Here is a 17,936-nt window from a genome sequence, read left to right as displayed (position 1 = left end):
TTGTTTCCCCGCGAAGGCGGGGACCCAGACTGGGCTCCCGCCTTCGCGGGAGAACAAGATAGGGTAGGGCTACCCTAACCGGCGCGTACATTCCGAAGCCGAAGGCGAAGGCGTCGAGCGGCCGGGTAGATAATCAGGCGGGCGTTGCTTCCGTGTCCGCCCGTCGCCCTTCGAGATACGGCATCACCATCGAGCCATCCGGCGCGGCCATCATGTTGACCTGCGTCGGGAACGCGATCTCGATCTTCTCGTCGTTGAACCGCTTCAGGATTGCGATGCCAACGGCCGTCCGACCGTCGTAGAAACTCGCATAGTCGGGCCCCTTGCTGTCGAACTGGACCTCGAAATCCAGGCTCGACGCGCCGAAGCCGGTGAAACCTGCGCGGGTGAAGATCTTGTCGTTGGCTTCGACGATCTCCTTCAGCATTGCGGGGATGCGCGAGCAGACCTCCGGGGGCGTCGAATAGGTGACGCCGATGACGAACTTCGCGCGGCGGTGGTTGCGCTGCGTGTTGTTAAGAATCTCCTTGTTGAGGAGGTTCTTGTTCGAGATCACGCGCTCCTCGCCGTCGATGCCGCGAATGCGCGTTGACTTGAGGCCGATCGCCTCGACGCTGCCCGAGGCGGTGTCGTAGCTGATCGAGTCGCCGCGGCGGAACGGGCGGTCGAAGATGATCGCGAGCGCGGCGAACAGGTCGGCGAAGATGCCCTGTGCCGCCAGGCCGATCGCGATGCCACCGACGCCGAGACCCGCGACGAGGCCGGTGACGTTGACGCCGAGATTGTCGAGGACGACCACCAGCGCGACCGCGAAGACGACGAAAGTGACGAGCAGGCGGATCAGCCCCATCGCCGAGAGCAGCGCTTCGCCCGAATAATGTTCGGACTGCGTGCGGTGCTCGATCGCGCCGAGGATGATCTCGCGGACCCAGACGGCGGCCTGGAACACCGCGGCGACGGTGAAGAGGAAATTGATCGTCGTCGCGACTTCGCCGGGGGCGGCGGAGTATCCGGCGACCAGCTTGGCGGCGAGCATGACGATGAAGAAATTGCCGGTGCGTGCGATCGCCTTGCCGACGACGATACCCCAGCCGTTCAGCGCGCGCGGGCGTTCGCAGAGCTTGCTGCCGAAGCGGCGCGCAGTGTGGAGCGCGACGACGATCACCGCGCCGATCCCGAATGCTATCAGGATCTGGAGCCAATAGGCTTGCACCCAAGCGAAGCTGGCGGTGACTAAGCCCTGCGCTTGGTCGCCGACGTCGCCCGCGTCGAAGATCGGTTGCTTGGCGGCGGCAGTGGTATTGGTCATGGAAATACTCGTCAGGCCGCTCTTGCCAGTGTCGCAACAGCGGGCGTGCCGGCTTCGAGGAAGGTGATCAGGCCACATTCCTCGCGGCTCATGTAGCGCTTGGCGCGCGGGAGGCGGAGCGCCTTGCGGAAGGTCGACTGACCGGTTTTCACGAGCGCGATCAGCGACGGGTGGACATAGCTTTTGCGCGCGATCGCGTGGGTGTTGCCGAGCCGGGCGACGACGGGTTCGAGCATCGTCTTGAGGCTGAGGTCGCGTTCGGCCGACGCGAGTGCCTCGAACGCGGCAACGCTGGCGGCCCAGGTGCGAAAGTTCTTGGCGGTGAAATCGGTGCCGGTGACGTCGCGGATGTAGCAGTTCACGTCGGTCGAGGTGACCGGGTGCGCGACGCCGGCGTCGTCGAGCCACGCGAACAGATGCTGTTCGTCGAGGTCCTGGCATTTCTTGACGAAGCTGCTGAGCGAGCGGTCGGTGATCTTGAGCGTCCGCATCTTGCCGGACTTGCCCTTGTACTGGAGCTTGAGCGTCGAGCCCTTCACTTCGCCGTGGCGCTTGCGCAGCGTGGTGGCGCCGAAGCTCTCGTTCGCCTCGGCATAAGCCTCGTTGCCGATGCGGATGTGGCCGCCGTCGAGCAGGCGGATAACCGCGGCGACCGCGCGTTCGCGGGTCAGCGAGCGCTTGCGGAGATCGGCTTCGACCGCCTTGCGGATCTTGGGGAGTGCGTGGCCGAAATCGGCGCAGCGTTCGTATTTGGCGGCCTCCTGCGCTTCGCGGAAGCCGAGATGATAGCGGTATTGTTTGCGCCCCTTCTCGTCCCAGCCGACCGCCTGGATATGGCCGTTGGGCTTGGGGCAGAACCACGCGTCGCGGTAGGCGGGGGGCAGGCCGACTGCATTCAGCCGGTCGATCTCGTCGCGGTCGGTGATGCGTTCGCCCTTGGCATCCCAATAGCCCCAGCCGTTCCGCATCTTCTTGCGGGTGATGCCGGGCTTGGAGTCGTCGGAATACACGATCTTGATGGGCAATGCGGTGGTCCCTCGAGGGTCTCGTTCGAACTATCTCTGCAAATGTTCGGGAAGGCGCATCGTTCCGGAACGAGGCGGGCTGCGCTTGGTTGAGGGGGCACGGGATTTCACTGGAGACATGACATGGCCGATCTTTCCCAAGCTCGCGTATTGATGCTCGCTGCCGATGGTTTCGAGACCGTCGAACTGTTCGAACCGAGGAAAGCGCTGGAGGCGGCGGGCGCGAAAGTGACGCTCGCCTCGATCAAGACCGACCCGATCCAGGGCATGAAGGGCGACATCAACAAGGCCGAGACGGCGACGCCCGACCTGACGCTCGACGAGGTCGATACCGACGATTACGACGCGCTGGTGCTGCCGGGCGGCGTCGCCAACCCGGACGCGATGCGCCAGCAGGAGCGCGCGATCGAGATCATCACCGAGTTCATGGAGGACGGCAAGATCATCGCCGCGATCTGCCATGCGCCGTGGCTGCTGGCCGAGGCGGACGTGATCGACGGACGCCGCGTGACGAGCTTCCCGTCGATCCGGACGGACCTGGAGAATGCGGGCGCGGACGTGGTGGACGAAGAGGTCGTCGTCGACGGCAATTTGATCACGAGCCGCAAGCCGGACGATATCCCCGCGTTCAACAAGGCGATCATCGCCGCACTTGAGGAAGAGCTGTCCGACGAGCCGGTCGACTGACCTGTTCCCCTCCCGTTTGCGGGAGTGGCTAGGGGAGGGGATTGGGCGCCGACGTTTATGGCTGCCCCTCCCCCAACCCCTCCCACGAGCGGGAGGGGAGCCTGTTGAGCCAGCGTTGGGCGGGGCGTTCTATCAGGTGATAGAGGGTAATCGAGGCCATCAGGACCAAGCCCAGATACAAGGCTACATACATCGGCGACACGGCGGTCGCGTCGCTGACGAAGACGAGCTTGAACGCCTTCCACAAGATGAAATGGCTGAGATAGGTCGCATAGCTGATCTCGCCCAGATAGTGCGTTGGTCCCAGTTCGAACGGGTTTCCTGGCTTACCTCCAGTCAGTGCCAGCAGCAGCAGGACGACGGCGAACAACGCGGGGACGACCAGCGTTTCCGGTGCACCCGCGATCCAACTACCGGCAGCGACCATGGCTGCGAGCGCCGCCCATAGCGGCGCTCGCAAGACGCCGCGCCACCGCAACCATAGGGCGCAGACGATGCTGCCCGTCGTAAACTCTACCAGGCAGCGAAGCAGGCCGTAGCGCGGGATGTTGGCGCCGAGGGTAGTCGCATCCATCGCCAGGTGCAGGCCGACCAGCAGGCCGCCGGCAATTGCCAGCAATGCCCAGCTCGGCAAGCGCCGCCAGTCCACCGCCATAACCAGCAACGGAAACAGCAGGTACGCACCCAGTTCGGCGCTGATCGACCAGGCGGGGTCGTTCCAGGCGAGCTGATGCGTGAAGCCCCAGTTCTGGAGCAGCAGGATGTGGAGCGGCAATTCCGGGAAGACGAACTGCGGATCGCTGCGGCCGGTTGCGCGGAGCAGCAGGGCCAGTCCCACGGCGCCCCCCAAGGTGACCAGATGTAGCGGCCAGATACGGGCGATGCGTTTTCGCAGGAACCGCGGAATGCTAGCCACCCCGCCGGTACGAATGCGGTCGGACCAGGTCAGCCAGATTACGAAGCCGGACAGCAGGAAGAAGAAGTCGACCGCCAGATAACCTTTGGCGAAGACGTCGCGCACGCCGCTGGGCAGCCCCGCGATCGACAGGCGGATGTGATAGAAGACGACGAACCATGCGGCGATCCCGCGCACGCCGGTCAGCGCGCGCAGTTCGTGAACCGGTGTACGATCCGTCACGCTGGAGATGGCACGGCACTGCGGCGCATCGGCCGGAACGACTGCTCGCTCCGCTTGCGCGCCAGATAGGTATCGAGGCCGATCTGCGCGCCGATCAGCATGTAGACGAACGGCTGGAACGCGATCGCGATGAACCCTGCGCCGAGCAGGTAGACGATGTGCCCGCTTTGCAGCGCGGCCGCGAGCGGTCCGGCCCAGGCGAATTCCCCGTCCGGGTCGCGGTAGCGGCGGCGGATGAACTCCATGCGGACGATGCCGATCAGGTTGATCGCGAGCCATATCGCAAGGCCGGGATAGCCCTGCTCGCCGAGCATTTCGAAATACGCGCTGTGATACGCGCGCGCCTTATCGACTTCGACCTTGGGGGCCTCGGCAGCGCCGGGCGTGGTCTTCAAATCGTAGCGGATGTGGTTGCCCAGATACGCGTTGAAGCCCCCGCCGAACGGGTTCGCCTTTGCGTATTCGATCGTCCATTTCCATACCGCAAGGCGCGTCGAGGCGGATTCGTCGGCGTCGTAGGTCTTGATGGTGTTCATGCGGTTGGTGAAGGTCGAGGGCAGGAACGGGATCGCCGCCAGCCCCAGCACGCCGAGCATCGCCAGATACGCGACCTTGCGTTTCACGTTGCGGATCGACAGCAGCGCGAGCAGGCCGATGCAGAGCAGCCCGGTGCGCGTCGACGTGCCGACTGGGATCAGCAGGCAGGCGAAGACGAGCGCCAGGCAATAAGCCTTTACCCGCCAGTCCGGCCGGAAGATCGTGCCGTGGTGCATGAACCAGACGATGATCGGGACGATCGCGATTGCCACCGCGCTGATCGTGCTGCCCTCGTACAGTCCTGAATTATTGTCGACCATCAGGTTCAACTGGCCGTAACCGCCGCCGCCGCTGGCGATCGTCTTGATGCCGCCGACGACGATGATCGACGATGCGGCGAGGATCATGAACAGCAGCAGCGCCTCGATCCGCACGCGCGTGCGCAGCGTCAGGGGGAGGAACGCGGCGAAGGCGAGCGCCTTCCACACCCAGTCCCATTTCTCCTTGGCCTCGACGGGAAAGTCTGCTGTGATCGTCGTGCCCCAGCAATAGAGCAGCAGCAGCACGATCAGCACCTGTCGCCCACCGACCCGCGTGTCGCGCTTGTCGTCGGCGAGGATCCACCCGCCGACCGCCAGCGCGACCGCGATCAGCGAGATCGGCACCGAATTGAGTAGCAGGTAGGTCAGCCGCTGCGGCGATACGATGTCGATATAGACATAGACGAGCACGAGCAGGAACGGCCGCTTGAACCCCATTCCGAAGAACGCGAGCAGGAACGCGATGAACGCGAGGTCACGCATCGTGGCGGGGTTTCTCGGTGGACTTGCGCTTGGTATCCGAACTGTCGTGTGGGCTGGGCTCGCGATCGAGATCGGGACGCTTGAGCAACAGGAACGCCGCAAGCATCATCAACCCGTGGCTGAGGCCGAGCGCGAGATTGTCGATCATAGGTACGGCCTCCTTTCCGGATATGCGGACATCACGGAATCGTCTGTAGGTATAGTCGGTTGACGCGCCGTTAAGCGATCTGTGGCAGGGGGATAGCACGATGCGTATCCTTCATATCCTCGATCACGGCCTGCCGCTGCAAAGTGGCTACACGTTCCGCACGCGGGCGATCCTCAAGGCGCAGGAGGCGCTCGGCTGGACTGTCGCTGCGGTGACCGGCCCGCGGCACGGTGTCGCGCCTGCCTCGGTTGAGTCGGTCGACGGGCTGACCTTCCACCGTACGGATGCCGGTGTGAAGCCGGGACCGGTCGGCGAAGCCGTCGGGATCGCGGCGTTCGCCAAGCGGATCGAGGCGGCGGTCGATGCCTTCAAGCCCGACATCCTCCACGCGCATTCGCCGGTAATCGATGCGCTCGCCGCACTGATCGTCGCGCGCAAGCGGAAGCTGCCGCTGGTCTACGAGATTCGCGCGTTCTGGGAGGATGCGGCGGTCGGCAACGGGACGGGGACGGCGACGTCGATGCGCTACCGTGCGACGCGGGCGCTGGAGACGTGGGCGGTGCGGCGGGCGGATGCGGTGGCGGTGATCTGCGAGGGCCTGCGCGGCGACCTGGTCGCGCGGGGCATCTCCAGGGACAAGATCATGGTGTCGCCCAACGGCGTCGACCTCGACCTGTTCGGCAACGCGCCGCCGCGTGACGATGCGCTGGGGGCTGAGTTGGGGCTCGACGGTGCCGACGTCGTCGGGTTCATCGGCAGCTTCTACGATTACGAAGGGCTCGACGATCTGATCGCGGCGATGCCTGCCCTACTGGCGCTGCGGCCCAAAGCTCGGCTGTTGATGGTCGGCGGCGGGCCGATGGAAGCGGCGTTGCGCGCGCAGGGGGGGGCATCGCCGGTGGCGGATGCGATCGCCTTCGTTGGGCGCGTGCCGCATCAGGAGGTCGAGCGCTATTACGGGTTGGTCGACATCCTCGCCTACCCACGCAAGCGGATGCGGCTGACCGATCTGGTCACGCCATTGAAGCCGCTGGAGGCGATGGCGCAGGGGCGGCTGGTCGCGGCGTCGGACGTCGGCGGGCACCGCGAGCTGATCCGCGACGGTGATACCGGCACGCTGTTTCCGCCCGACGATCCGCAGGCGATTGCGGATGCGCTGGCGGGGATGTTCGCGGATCGCTCGGGGTGGGACGAACGGCGCGCACGGGGGCGTGCATTCGTCCAGGAAGAGCGTAACTGGTCGTCAAACATTCGTCGCTATGCTCCAGTCTATGAACGGCTGATCGCGGCCGCGGTGCGGGAAAATTAATGGCAGAGTTTGCTCTTCGGACTTTGCAGCGCGGCAATCTGAATCGTCTGGTGCCGATCGTCGGTGCGATTGCCGGGGGCGTGATCGCGGCGGCAGGCGTGATGCTGTCGTCCGGCGATGCGCTGGAGGCGCTCGTATCGGATACGGGTATCGCGGCGCTGATCCCGATGGCGGCACCACCGCTCGGGGCGACTGCGCGCGCGATACTTTCGCTGGGGGCGGGGGCGTTGATCGCGGCGATCCTGTGGTCGTCGCTGTATTTGCTGTTCGGGCCGGGTGGGGTGTTTGCCGGTGCGCGACCGCGGGAAGACGGCGTGCCGGTGATCCGCCGCGCCGACGCGCATCCCGACGCACCGCCGCGCAAGCCTATGTCTGCGGCCGATCTCGGTACGCCGTTGATGGAGGTTGGCGTCGCGGGTTCGGCCGATGGGGCCCCGCGTGATGAACGGGCTATTCCCGCCGATCTCGACCTGCCGCTCGCCGCCTATGATCCGAAGGCGATGCGGCCGGTGCCGATGGAGCCTGCCCGGCCGGTCGCGCCGCTGGCGCAGCCAACGATGGTCGCGCCGGTGATCGAAATGTCGCCGACCGTCGAGCCGGACACGTTCGTGACCGCGCCTGTGCCGAAGCCAGTCGAGCCGCCGGTCGTCGAAACGTCCGAACCGGTGGAGGAGGTCAGCGCGCCGACGCCGATCGCCCGGCCTCTGCGTGCGCAGGCTGAGCCGCCTGTGCCGCCGACGATCGAGACGCTCTTGCAGCGACTGGAGCAGGGGGCGCTTCGTCGCGGGCGGATCGGGTCACACTGAGGTAGACGCGCACCGCTCGATCTGGCGTACCCGAGCCTGCCGAAAGCACTGTTTCTCTCTTCTTGCCTCTGATACCCATAGCTCGAAAAACATCGGGAGGGATCATGGCAAACGCCGAAACCGTTATGGGCGAGCCGGAGAAAGGCGCGTCGCGCTACGCCTGGTACGTGTTGTCGATCCTGTTCCTCGTCTACGTCCTGAACTTCGTCGACCGGCAGATCATCTCGATCCTGGCGGAGGACATCAAGCGCGACCTGGGGCTCAAGGACCAGGATCTCGGGTTCCTGTACGGCACTGCGTTCGGCGTGTTCTATTCGCTGTTCGGTATTCCGCTGGGGCGGTTGGCGGACAATTGGCACCGCGTCAGGCTGATGACGATCGGGTTGTCGCTGTGGTCGGTGATGACCGCGCTATCGGGCTTTTCGAAGACCGGCGGGCATCTTGCCGCGGCACGGATCGGCGTCGGGATCGGCGAGGCGACGGCTAGTCCTTCGGCATATTCGATTATCTCCGACTATTTCCCGAAGCGGCTGCGGGCAACGGCTTTGTCGATCTACTCCGCAGGCCTCTACGTCGGCGGCGGCTGTTCGTTGTTCATCGGCGGGTTGATCGTGCAGGGCTGGAACAAGGCCTATCCGGGTGGCGGGCCGCTCGGGCTGGTCGGCTGGCAGGCGGCGTTCATGGCGGTCGGCGTGCCGGGGCTGTTGCTCGCCGTCTGGATCGCGACGTTGAAGGAGCCGATCCGCGGGCTGGTCGAGGGGCTGCCCGAGCCGGAGAAGCATCCGGCGCCGTTCCGCGCGTTCGGGGCCGAACTGGTGACGATCGTGCCGCCGCTGACGTTGATCGGCGCGGCGATGGGGGGAGCGCGGGCGCTGGGGTACAACCTCGTTGCGCTCGCGTTGGTGGTTGCGGCGGTGTCGGGGCTGGTGGCGGCGGGCGAGCCCTGGCCGCAATGGGTGGCGATCGGGATCGGCGTGTATGCGGTGTTCTCATGGGCGTCGGCGCTGAAGCGGCGCGATCCGCCGACCTTTGCGCTGATCGTCGGCACGCCGGCGTTCCTGTGCACGGTAGTCGCGTACGGGTTGAACGCGTTCCTGAGCTATGCGGCGAGTTTCTGGGCGGCGCCCTATGCGTTGCGCGAGCTTGGCGCGACGCCGGCGTCGGCGGGGTTCATGATCGGCAGCCTTGGCGCGACCGCGGGGTTCCTCGGGCTAACGATCGGCGGCGTGGTGTCGGATCGGTTGCGGCAGGGCAACCCGGCGGGGCGGTTGTGGGTGGTGATCTTCGGCGCGGTGGTGCCGGTGCCGTTCCTGATCCTGGCCTTCACCGCGTCGTCGCCGGTCGCGTTTTATACCGGGATATTCCTCGCGCAGTTGACCGCGTCGTGTGCGCTGGGTGCGGCGGCGGCGACCACGCAGGACATGGTCTTGCCGCGGATGCGGGGGACGGCGACGGCAACGTTCTTCATCGGGACGACGCTGATCGGGCTCGCGCTTGGGCCATATATGGCGGGGCGGGTGTCGACGCTGACCGGGAGCTTGTCGATCGGGATGCTGTCGTTGTTGGTGGTGACGCCGATCACTTTGGCGTGTGCGGTGGCGGCGTATCGGCTTGCGCCTGGGGCCGAGGCTACGCGGGAGGATAGGGCGCGGGCGGCGGGGGAAGCGGTTTAACCGCTCCTGTTGAACCTATCCCGGCCACCCTCTTCCGTTCGTGCTGAGCGATGTCGAAGCACTTACGCTTGGCGCATGCCCTTCGACTACGCTCAGGGCGAACGGGGGGCAGGTCAGTACGCGAGAAATGTGCTTAGATACGAGCCCTCGATACGCCGCCTTGCGACTACTCGGTCTCTACTTAGCACGAGCGGAAGTTGCGCATGCGAATGCGCCCCTCCCGACGCGCGAGAGGGGCCACGCACTTAGCCCGCCTGGAATACCCCGCAGGCGATCCGCCCACCGCTATTACCAGCCGGGTCGGTCATCAAATCGTCCGGACCCGCATGGACCACGAAGGCCGAGCCGTCCGCGTCCATCAGCCCCGCCATCGTCGCGCCCGGAATTGTGATGCCGATCGTGCCGCGGCCGTCGGTGCCGATCACGAGGTTGGGCAGGTCGCCTTCGTGCGGGCCCTGCGGGTTCATGCTGCCGTGCTTCATGTTGGTTGGGTTCCAGTGGCCGCCCGCGGTCGTGAAGTCGGGGGCGTCGCAGCGGCCGACCATGTGGATATGCGCGCCGTGCGTGCCGGGGGGCATTGCCTTGGCGTCGAGCGTGAAGCGGAGGCCGCCGGCCACTTCGGTCGCCGTCGCGCGGCCGACATCGCTGCCGGTCGCGGTCTGGAGCGTTGCCGTGGCGCGCTGCCCGCCAGATACGGGGGCACCGGTCTCCATTCCAGTCTTCTCGCAGGCGGTCAGCCCGATAGTCGCCGCGCCGAGCAGTGCCAGTGTCGCAATCCGCATAGTGTCTCTCCCTGTTGATACTCTGGCGAACCCTCCGCCGCGCGTCAGGTTCCAAGCGCCCAGCGAGCGACGGGTTCGTACGTCGCGCCGTCGCGGCCGAGATGGCTCTCGTACAGCACGAGATGGGGTAGCGGGAAGGGCGCGCTCGACAGCGCGGCGTGGGTGGCGAGCCAGTCCTCGATCGCGAACCCGACGCCCGCCGCCCGTGCCAGCCGCGCGACGGTGATGTGCGGGAGATAGGCGCGATGTTCGGGCGGGAGGCCGGCACGAACGCACGCCTGGTCGACCTTGCGGTGGAGCGCGGCGAGCGCGTCGGGGGGCGTCACGCCGGCCCAGAGCGTATCGGTCCTTCCGCGCTTCTCGAAGCGGCCGACTCCGGTCAGCGACACGCTCGGGACCGGCGCGACGATCTGGCTCAGCGCTACCGCGACGTCCTCCGCCACCGGTCGTTCGACCTCGCCGATGAAGCGCAGCGTAACGTGCAGCTGTTCCTCGTCCTGCCAGCGCGCGGACGGCACGCCCTCAATTATGTCGAGCAAGCTCTGACGGATAGCGGGTGGCGGGCGGAGGGCGACAAAAAGGCGGATCATGGATTGCGGCAGGTTAACCGCGAACCACCATGCCGATGCAACCACTCTGCTTGAAAAGCGTCCTGTAAAAGACGATATTCACCGTAACCGGCACCATGCCGGACAAAGGAGCTGATTTCAAAATGGCTAATTGGTCTGACCCCCAGCCCCGCGCCGCGCCGTTCGGAACGTCGGCCACGGGCCAGCGTACCGAGGCCTATGACGCTGGTCTCCGTTCGTACATGCTGTCCGTGTATAACTACATGGGTTCTGCAGTCCTGCTCACTGGCATCGTCGCGATGCTGTTCGCATGGGGCGGCGCAGAATCGCCTGCCGCACAGGTGTTCATGAGCGGCGGTATCCTGAAGTACGTCATCATGTTCTCGCCGCTCGCGATAGTGTTCGGCATGAGCTACGGCCAGAACAAGATGTCGACCGGCACGATGCAGATGCTCTTCTGGGGCTTTGCCGTCCTGATGGGTTTGTCGATGTCGACGATCTTCCTGGTCTATAGCGGCACGTCGATCGCGGGTGCGTTCTTCGCCACTGCAGCCGGTTTTGCTGGTCTCAGCCTGTACGGCTACACCACCAAGCGCGACCTGTCGGCGTTCGGGACGTTCCTGATCATCGGTGTCGTCGGCCTGCTGGTCGCGAGCCTGATCAACATGTTCCTGCAGTCGGGCGTGATGCAGCTGGTCATCAGCGGCGTCGGCGTGTTGCTGTTCGCGGGCCTCACCGCCTACGACACGCAGCGTACCAAGAGCCTGTATGCGCAGGTCGCGGGTACGGACATGGTCGGCAAGGTCGTCATCATGTCGGCGCTGAGCCTGTATCTCGACTTCATCAACATGTTCATGTTCGTGCTGCGTCTGTTTGGTAGCAGCCGCAACTAACTCCCGCTAAGGGTGTGACGAACGCAGGGCTCGGCGGGACACCGCCGGGCCCTTTTCTTTTGGCTTCGGAACAGGAATGGGACGCGCAATGCGGCTCTCGATCGACGTGCGTCTGGATTACGGGATCGCGGGGGATGCCGATGTGCTCCTCCAAATCGAGGCGGCGGCGATGGCCGACCAGAAGATCGAGTCCGAGTCCCTCACTTTGTGGTCCGATAGTCCGATCCGGGCGGTGCGCGGCGAGGACGGCATCGGCCAGCGTTGCTGGTCACGCGGACATGGGCGGTTCACGGCCGAGTATAAGGCCATCGTTTCCGTAAATCGCGAGCGGGTGCAGCTCGAGCTGTATCCGGCAACGCCGCCGCGGATGCTCGATGGCGAGCTGACGCCGTATCTGATGCCGAGCCGCTATTGTCCGTCGGACCGCTTCGAGGGCTTTGTCGCGCGCGAGTTCGGCGGGCTGGAAGGCGGTCCGCTGGCGGCGGCGCTCACCGAGTGGGTGTATCAGTCGCTCGACTATCGCTGTGGATCGAGCAGCGGGGAGACGACCGCGCTCGATACGTTTGCGTCGCGCTCGGGTGTGTGTCGGGATTATTCGCATCTGCTCGTGTCGCTCGCGCGGGCGGGCGGGATCCCGGCGCGGTGCGTGTCGGCCTATGCGCCGGGGGTCGATCCGCCCGACTTCCATGCGGTCGCGGAGCTGTGGCTCGCCGGCGACTGGCGGTTGATCGATGCGACCAAGATGGCGACGTGCAGCGATATCGCGCGGGTCTGCGTGGGGCGCGATGCGACCGATATCGCGTTCATGACGGTGTTCGGGCAGGCATATCTGTGGGAGCAGACGGTGAAGGTGACGCCGCTCGATTGAGCCGCTTCCCGGGGCCCTTCGCGGGGAAACAAAGCGCACTTCGACCGTTGGTCATCGCCAAGATTAAAAAGGGACGTCGCAATGACCGACATAGACAAGAGCGCGTTGGATAGCCTGTCCGTAGCGCCCGACGACAAGGATGCGGAGGGCAAGAGCTCGGGCCGCGATCCGCGTCAGGAGGCGGGCCAGGACAAGTCGATCGGCAAGCGCCTGCAGAAGAATCCCGACAGCGCAGACGCGCGTCTCGACAACGGGCTCGACGAGTCGATGGACGGCAGCGATCCGATCTCTGCGACGCAGCCGGGGTCTGGTACCGAGCCGGCGAAGTCGTCGGGCTATGACGAGGATGCCGAGCGGGCGCTGCGCGAAAAGCAGGCGTAAGCCTCGCATCTGCTCAACGAACGGGCGTCGGTCGGCAACGACCGGCGCTTTTTTGTTGCCCAAACGCCGCGCAAGACGATCAAATCGCTTAGTTTCGTTCGGTTCGTCGCAGCCTTGTTGCAGCGCAACAGCTTTCATGGTCGCTTGGTGTTACGGAAAGATGACGCGCGATAGGGTCGTTGTTAACCATCCGAGCGCATAGTCTGCCGGTTCCTTGACGAGAGCGGGGTGACGACATGGCTTCCAGAATGAAACCGGCACAGGGGTCGACGACCCTCGCCGAGATGAAGGAATTCGCGGCTTTTCCGAGTTCGACGCAGCGGTATATCCGGCGTTCGCTCGACGTGGGGCTGGACCGTGAGGACGCGATGCAGCGCTGGTCGCGCGACGTGGTCGAGGCGGCAAGCATCCGGGCGCAGGCGCGGCTGTACAACAATCTTTCCGATCTGCGCACGATGGTGCCGGACGACAGCGGGGTTGACGCGATCGAGCCGTTCCTGGCGCCGCTGATGACGTTGGTCGCGTTCGACCTAGGGCAGGGACGGCTGACGAGTTTTTCGGCGCTGCGGTTCCTGTACGAGCGGTTGATCGGGGCTGAGGTTCGGCCCTGGCTGCCGTCTGCGTTCTGCGCGGCGGCGGCGCTGCCGCATCTGCATCCGGAACTGCGGCGCAAACTGCTTCAGTCGATCAGCGAGGCGGCGGCGACCGCGTCGGGTTGGTCGAACCGGCAGCCGGCTTTCTTTCCTTACTGGGTCGAGAAGGTGGATTCGGGGACAACCTTGGCGAGCTGAAATCTCGCGGTTAGCGAGGCGGACTGCCAGGGCGTTATCCACCCCGGCGAAGGCCGGGGCCCAATTGGAGAGGTCGCAGTAACGATGCACACCCCTTCGTTTAGCGAGGTCTCCCAATTGGACCCCGGCCTTCGCCGGGGGTGGGGTAACCAGGGGGGATCGGATCACCGACACGCACGCCATCCCATCGACCCACGGTTCGCCTGGTCGAGATGCAGGTGGTCGGCATGCGCGGCGTTGTAGTTGGGGGACAGCGTCGTCGCGAACAGCTGGCAGGCGCCGTCGCGGACTTCGCGGAGGAATGCGGCCTTGGGATCGTCGCCTTTCCAGTCTCGCGCGACGGTGATGCGCGTGCCGTCGGTCAGTCGGAAGCCGGCGATGTCGACTGCGTCGGCGGTCGAGTGTTCGCTCCAGTTGCTCGAATGGCTGCCGGCGATGCGGCGGCAACTATAGCTGCCGAAATGATCGATCGTCGCGACGCGTGCGCCGAAGTGCCGTTCGGCGGCAGGCTGGACGATGTTCCATTCCCACATCGCCAGCGCCGCGGCGACCGGACAGGCGACGCCCAACCCGGCAGGTGCGAAGGCGATCTTTCGAGCACCGCCGGTCAGGCGCACGCCGTCTGCATAGCCGCACTGCCCGTCGCCCTTGCGCGGTGGCAGGACGGTGTAGCGGACGCCGGCGCGGTCGAGCAGCGCGCGGCATTGCGGGAAATCCTCGGTCAGCGCGGTGAGCGCGCGGCCCGTGAACAGGCCGACCGGCTGGCCGAGATCGAGCGGCGCCCAAGGCAGGTCCTGCGGCCGGCCACGCAGGCCCGCCCACAGCATCAGCGCCAGCGTCGCGATGACGACCAGCGCCACCAGCCACCCGATCGTCCTCCGCACCGCGCGCATGTCAGCCGCGCACCGCGTCCGACATCGGCTCCGACGTTATCGGATAACCGAGGTCGTCGGGGATGCAGAGATACTCGACGCCGTTGCGTATCTCGGTCCACGGCGTGACGGTGCGGATCGGATGCGCGCGGGCGTTAGCGACCGCGGCGTCGAAATCGGCGAACTGCGCGAGGCGTTCGAGATTGCGGCGGGTCGGGAAGATGATCGTCGCGTGTCCGGCATCGGTCTCGGCGAGAATGTGCGCGGCGGTTGCCCAGAACAGGTGGACATTCTCGGTCTCGTCGACCCGCGGGGCGGGGGCGTCGGCGGGCAGGCGGGCGAGATAGAAGCGCGTGTCGAAGATGCGCGCGTGGGCGTGTGCTGGCCGCCAGCGGGCGAAATATTCCAGTGCATCGAGATCGAGGGACGTGTCTGCGTCCGCCAGTGCTTCACCGAACGCGGTTCCGGCGTGAAGGGCGGCGCGCAACCGCTCGAAGGCTTGAATAGAGGGCATCGGTGACAGGCCGATCGGCAGGCCGGCCTCCTCGATCGTTTCGCGGATCGCGGCGATGCGCGCGGCGGTTTCGTTGTCGGGCGAGCCTAGCACCGCCGCCAGCGCGTGGTCGCCGGGATCGACGCGGCCGCCAGGGAATACCAGTGCGCCGCCCGCGAACGCCATCGCCTTGGCACGCTCGACCATCAGCAGTTCCGGGGGGCCGGCTGGCGTGTCGCGGAAGATGACGAGCGTCGCGGCGGGGATGGCGGAGGGGAGCGCGTCGGTCATTGGCTTTGGTAACGCGCGAGGGCGGGATCGGGTAGCGTCGTGGGGTGGAGCGGGCATGCTCCTGCGTCCCAATTTTGCGAAGGCTGGTCTTGCGCAGGCATGGTCGCTGCACCGACGGAATTGCTTACCCTCGGAAAGTTCATGATCGTATCGTGAGGCTTGCCGATATGGGGCCCCGCCTCCGCGGGAATGACGGTGGTGGTCAGTCTTCGAGCATCGCCGACAGGGCAGGCGACAAATACTCCTGCGCGGTGCCGTCGATCTCGGTGACGAGGCGGGCGGCGATGCCGTGATTGCGCGCGAGGTCGAGGCCGTCCGGCCCCAGCACGGTGAGTGCGGTTGCCCAGGCGTCGGCGTCGAGCGCGGTGTGGTGGATAACGCTGGTGGATACGACGTGCGTTTCGATCGGGCGTCCGGTGCGTGGATCTAGCGTGTGAGCGCCGCGGCGGTAGTCGCCGGAGGTTGCCACCGCTTGGCCGTGGAGCGCGATCCGGAGCGGGGGGAGTGTCAGCCCTGGGGGGCTTTCGAGGTCGACCCACCAGGGATCGCCGTCCGGCTTGATCCCGCGACCGACGAGTTCGCCACCGATCTCGATTAGCGCGTTGGCGATGCCGACGTCGTGCAGCAGGTCGGCGATGGCGTCGACCGCGTGGCCCTTGGCGATCCCCGACAGGTCGAGCGCGATGCCGCCGGGTTGGCGGAGGTGCGCGCCGGTGGCGGCGAACGAGAGCCGGGACCAGCCCGATGTCGCGCGCGCTTTCTCGATTTCGAGCGTGCCGGGGGGGCAGACGACGGGGATGGGGCCGAACCCCCAGGCATCGACGAGCCTGCCGATCGTCGGATCGAACGCGCCGTCGGTTATCTCCGCGATCGCCAGGCCGCGCGTCATGACGTGTGCGAAGTCGGGTGGGAGCGTCGTCCAGGTGCCGCCCGGCGACCGGTTGAAGCGGGACAGCAGCGAATCCGATGCCCAGTGGCTCATCTCCGCAACGAGCCCGGCCAGCCGCGCGACGATCACGGCGCGGATCGACGACGGATCGGTGCCGGCGGGCGCGGCGAAGCGTACGCTCCACGACGTCCCCATCGTCTCGCCGTGCAGATCGAGCACCACCGCCGACGGATCGCGCGCCGCGAACGCCGCGGCGTCGATCGTCGGCGGCAGCGCGATCCTCATGCCGTCAAACTCATGCCGCCAAACTCATGCCGAACGCCTCAGGGCGTAAGCACTTCGAGCGTCGTGACGTAGCTCATCCGCCGTTCGGTTGCCCGCGGCGAAGTCGCTTTGGCGTCGGCCAGCGTCGCGTTGAGCCAGTACATCCCGGCGGTCGGCCACGAGACGCTGAGCACGCCGTCAGCGCCGGTGGTCAGCTCGCGTGCACCCTCTTCATTGCGATAACGCTTGCCGCCTGGGATCACCGTCACCTTCAGCCCCGTCGCGGGTTTGCCGTCGACGAGGAAGCGGAACTTGGCGGTCTCGCCCGCGACCAGCTCGTCGGGGTGGGTGATCGGCGCGAACTCGAGGCCCTTGCCGGTCGGCTTGAAGACGGTGGTGGTCGGCGCGCCCGCGGTCACGAAGATCTCGTTGCGGCCCGACACCTCGGTGACCTTAACGTCGGTCGCGTTGGCGGGGATGTCGGCGACGGTCAGCGGGGCAGGCGCGTTCGGCTGCGGCGGACCACGACGACCGCCGAGGCGCTTCTCGACGCCATCGACCTTGAAGCTGCCCATGACGGCGGACATCTGCGTGCCGATCTTCCACGTGCCGGGCTTGTCGAGCTTCACGTCGAATACCGAGCGATAGCGCCCGGTTGCGCCGTTCTGCAGTGCGCCTTCGCTACCGTCGGGCTGCCAGACCTTCATGCCGTCGAGGCGAAGCGGCTGGTGATCGAAGAAGAACAGGTCGTTCGAGACGGCGGCGTCGACCGTGACCCAGCCATCGGTCCCTGAGAACACGGTGGCCGACGGCAACAACCACATGCGGTGCGCCGACAGTGCGGCGGGGATCGACAGCAGCGCAGCGGCGGCCATCAGGCGTGCAACAAAAGGCTTCATGCTGTGATCCTTAGCGGGCGGAGATGGCGACGGCGCCGAGCTCGGTCTTGCCCGTGGTGCGGGCTCCGGCGGTAAGCGGTACGGAGACGAGTTCGCGACCACCGGTCTCGCGCGCAGCCTCGACGTTGAGGACATACTGGCCGGGTTTGACGTCGGCGGGCAGGGGGATGGTGTACTGGCCCGGCGTCCGCGTCGCGCCGCTGACGCCGTCGGCGGGCATCGTCATGCTGCGGCCGCCCTTGCGCCACCAGGCGCGCAGGTCCGCGAGCCATTTGGTGCCGGGATCGTTGCCGCGCTTCTTAAGGTCGTACCAGACCGCCAGCGTCCGCGGCGCGCCCCCACCGACCGGCTCCAGCCACACCGCGACATAGGGGCGATGATATTCGGCGACGTCGAGCCGCGGAATCGTGATCGTCACCGCACCGGGCGGCGCTGCAACCGCAGGCGACAACAGGGCAGGCGCGGTGATCGCCCCGCCGAGCAACAGGAACGCGGTAGGACGCATGGCG

General features: G+C 66.2%; 20 protein-coding genes. 8 read left to right on the top strand and 12 right to left on the bottom strand.

The window, feature by feature from the left end:
- Positions 1-133: 133 nt before the first annotated feature.
- Together J4O76_RS10720 and J4O76_RS10715 are read right to left on the bottom strand one after the other, a co-directional pair.
- Positions 134-1,309: a mechanosensitive ion channel family protein gene (locus J4O76_RS10720; RefSeq protein ID WP_426281786.1), complete on the bottom strand. Its 1,176-nt coding sequence runs from the start codon at positions 1,307-1,309 to the stop codon at positions 134-136.
- An 11-nt stretch (positions 1,310-1,320) separates the two neighbouring features.
- Positions 1,321-2,277, bottom strand: a complete 957-nt coding sequence (locus tag J4O76_RS10715; RefSeq protein ID WP_426281863.1) for a DNA topoisomerase IB — start codon at positions 2,275-2,277, stop codon at positions 1,321-1,323.
- 180 nt (positions 2,278-2,457) lie between these two features.
- Between J4O76_RS10715 and J4O76_RS10710 the strand changes: the two genes are divergently transcribed.
- The gene (locus J4O76_RS10710; protein ID WP_426281785.1) at positions 2,458-3,021 is read left to right on the top strand and encodes a type 1 glutamine amidotransferase domain-containing protein; all 564 of its coding nucleotides are present in this window, start codon (positions 2,458-2,460) and stop codon (positions 3,019-3,021) included.
- A 55-nt stretch (positions 3,022-3,076) separates the two neighbouring features.
- Here the strand turns inward: J4O76_RS10710 and J4O76_RS10705 are convergent, their stop codons facing one another.
- From J4O76_RS10705 to J4O76_RS10695, 3 genes are read right to left on the bottom strand one after another with little or no spacing between them, the layout of a single operon-like run.
- Positions 3,077-4,159 (bottom strand): acyltransferase family protein, encoded by a 1,083-nt coding sequence (locus tag J4O76_RS10705; RefSeq protein WP_426281784.1) that lies wholly within the window; start codon positions 4,157-4,159, stop codon positions 3,077-3,079.
- A complete protein-coding gene (locus tag J4O76_RS10700) occupies positions 4,156-5,499 on the bottom strand; it encodes a putative O-glycosylation ligase, exosortase A system-associated (RefSeq protein ID WP_426281783.1) in 1,344 nt (447 codons plus the stop codon). Before J4O76_RS10700 ends, J4O76_RS10705 begins: the two co-directional genes overlap by 4 nt.
- Positions 5,492-5,647, bottom strand: coding sequence for a hypothetical protein (locus tag J4O76_RS10695; protein ID WP_426281782.1), 156 nt, complete (start codon positions 5,645-5,647; stop codon positions 5,492-5,494). Before J4O76_RS10695 ends, J4O76_RS10700 begins: the two co-directional genes overlap by 8 nt.
- Positions 5,648-5,747: 100 nt before the next feature.
- Here J4O76_RS10695 and J4O76_RS10690 point away from each other — a divergent pair, with 100 nt between their 5' ends.
- The 3 genes from J4O76_RS10690 to J4O76_RS10680 all read left to right on the top strand — a co-directional run bounded on the left by J4O76_RS10690 (position 5,748) and on the right by J4O76_RS10680 (position 9,435).
- The gene (locus tag J4O76_RS10690) at positions 5,748-6,956 is read left to right on the top strand and encodes a TIGR04063 family PEP-CTERM/XrtA system glycosyltransferase (RefSeq protein ID WP_426281781.1); all 1,209 of its coding nucleotides are present in this window, start codon (positions 5,748-5,750) and stop codon (positions 6,954-6,956) included.
- Entirely contained in the window at positions 6,956-7,762 is an 807-nt protein-coding gene (locus J4O76_RS10685; RefSeq protein WP_426281780.1) for a hypothetical protein, read from the top strand. Before J4O76_RS10690 ends, J4O76_RS10685 begins: the two co-directional genes overlap by 1 nt.
- Positions 7,763-7,866: 104 nt before the next feature.
- Positions 7,867-9,435, top strand: a complete 1,569-nt coding sequence (locus J4O76_RS10680; RefSeq protein ID WP_426281779.1) for a spinster family MFS transporter — start codon at positions 7,867-7,869, stop codon at positions 9,433-9,435.
- A 245-nt stretch (positions 9,436-9,680) separates the two neighbouring features.
- On the opposite strand, the gene J4O76_RS10675 is transcribed toward J4O76_RS10680, so the two are convergent.
- Both J4O76_RS10675 and thpR read right to left on the bottom strand, forming a co-directional pair.
- The gene (locus J4O76_RS10675) at positions 9,681-10,217 is read right to left on the bottom strand and encodes a superoxide dismutase family protein (RefSeq protein ID WP_426281778.1); all 537 of its coding nucleotides are present in this window, start codon (positions 10,215-10,217) and stop codon (positions 9,681-9,683) included.
- A gap of 44 nt (positions 10,218-10,261) precedes the next feature.
- Complete coding sequence (gene thpR, locus J4O76_RS10670) at positions 10,262-10,756, bottom strand: RNA 2',3'-cyclic phosphodiesterase (protein WP_426281777.1); 495 nt, start codon at positions 10,754-10,756, stop codon at positions 10,262-10,264.
- 173 nt (positions 10,757-10,929) lie between these two features.
- Between thpR and J4O76_RS10665 the strand changes: the two genes are divergently transcribed.
- The 4 genes from J4O76_RS10665 to J4O76_RS10650 all read left to right on the top strand — a co-directional run bounded on the left by J4O76_RS10665 (position 10,930) and on the right by J4O76_RS10650 (position 13,719).
- Entirely contained in the window at positions 10,930-11,679 is a 750-nt protein-coding gene (locus J4O76_RS10665) for a Bax inhibitor-1/YccA family protein (RefSeq protein ID WP_353466461.1), read from the top strand.
- 88 nt (positions 11,680-11,767) lie between these two features.
- A complete protein-coding gene (locus J4O76_RS10660; protein WP_426281775.1) occupies positions 11,768-12,547 on the top strand; it encodes a transglutaminase-like domain-containing protein in 780 nt (259 codons plus the stop codon).
- Positions 12,548-12,628: 81 nt separating this feature from the next.
- A complete protein-coding gene (locus J4O76_RS10655; protein ID WP_056051272.1) occupies positions 12,629-12,928 on the top strand; it encodes a hypothetical protein in 300 nt (99 codons plus the stop codon).
- Between the two features lie 236 nt (positions 12,929-13,164).
- Positions 13,165-13,719 (top strand): hypothetical protein, encoded by a 555-nt coding sequence (locus J4O76_RS10650; RefSeq protein ID WP_426281774.1) that lies wholly within the window; start codon positions 13,165-13,167, stop codon positions 13,717-13,719.
- Between the two features lie 164 nt (positions 13,720-13,883).
- On the opposite strand, the gene J4O76_RS10645 is transcribed toward J4O76_RS10650, so the two are convergent.
- The 5 genes from J4O76_RS10645 to J4O76_RS10625 all read right to left on the bottom strand — a co-directional run bounded on the left by J4O76_RS10645 (position 13,884) and on the right by J4O76_RS10625 (position 17,932).
- Positions 13,884-14,612, bottom strand: a complete 729-nt coding sequence (locus J4O76_RS10645) for an extensin family protein (RefSeq protein ID WP_426281773.1) — start codon at positions 14,610-14,612, stop codon at positions 13,884-13,886.
- Between the two features lies 1 nt (position 14,613).
- Positions 14,614-15,375 (bottom strand): NUDIX hydrolase, encoded by a 762-nt coding sequence (locus tag J4O76_RS10640; protein ID WP_426281772.1) that lies wholly within the window; start codon positions 15,373-15,375, stop codon positions 14,614-14,616.
- A gap of 202 nt (positions 15,376-15,577) precedes the next feature.
- Positions 15,578-16,549, bottom strand: a complete 972-nt coding sequence (locus J4O76_RS10635) for an FAD:protein FMN transferase (RefSeq protein ID WP_426281771.1) — start codon at positions 16,547-16,549, stop codon at positions 15,578-15,580.
- A 38-nt stretch (positions 16,550-16,587) separates the two neighbouring features.
- Complete coding sequence (locus J4O76_RS10630; RefSeq protein WP_426281770.1) at positions 16,588-17,427, bottom strand: DUF4198 domain-containing protein; 840 nt, start codon at positions 17,425-17,427, stop codon at positions 16,588-16,590.
- Positions 17,428-17,437: 10 nt separating this feature from the next.
- Positions 17,438-17,932, bottom strand: a complete 495-nt coding sequence (locus tag J4O76_RS10625) for a DUF2271 domain-containing protein (protein ID WP_082453308.1) — start codon at positions 17,930-17,932, stop codon at positions 17,438-17,440.
- Between the last annotated feature and the right edge of the window lie 4 nt (positions 17,933-17,936).

Origin of the sequence: Sphingomonas sp. NFX23 (assembly GCF_049887795.1) — a bacterium.
In the GTDB taxonomy this organism is placed as follows: Bacteria; Pseudomonadota; Alphaproteobacteria; order Sphingomonadales; family Sphingomonadaceae; genus Sphingomonas.
The sequence above is the reverse complement of the archived record's forward strand: the minus strand, read 5'-3'. Positions and strand labels throughout refer to the sequence as shown.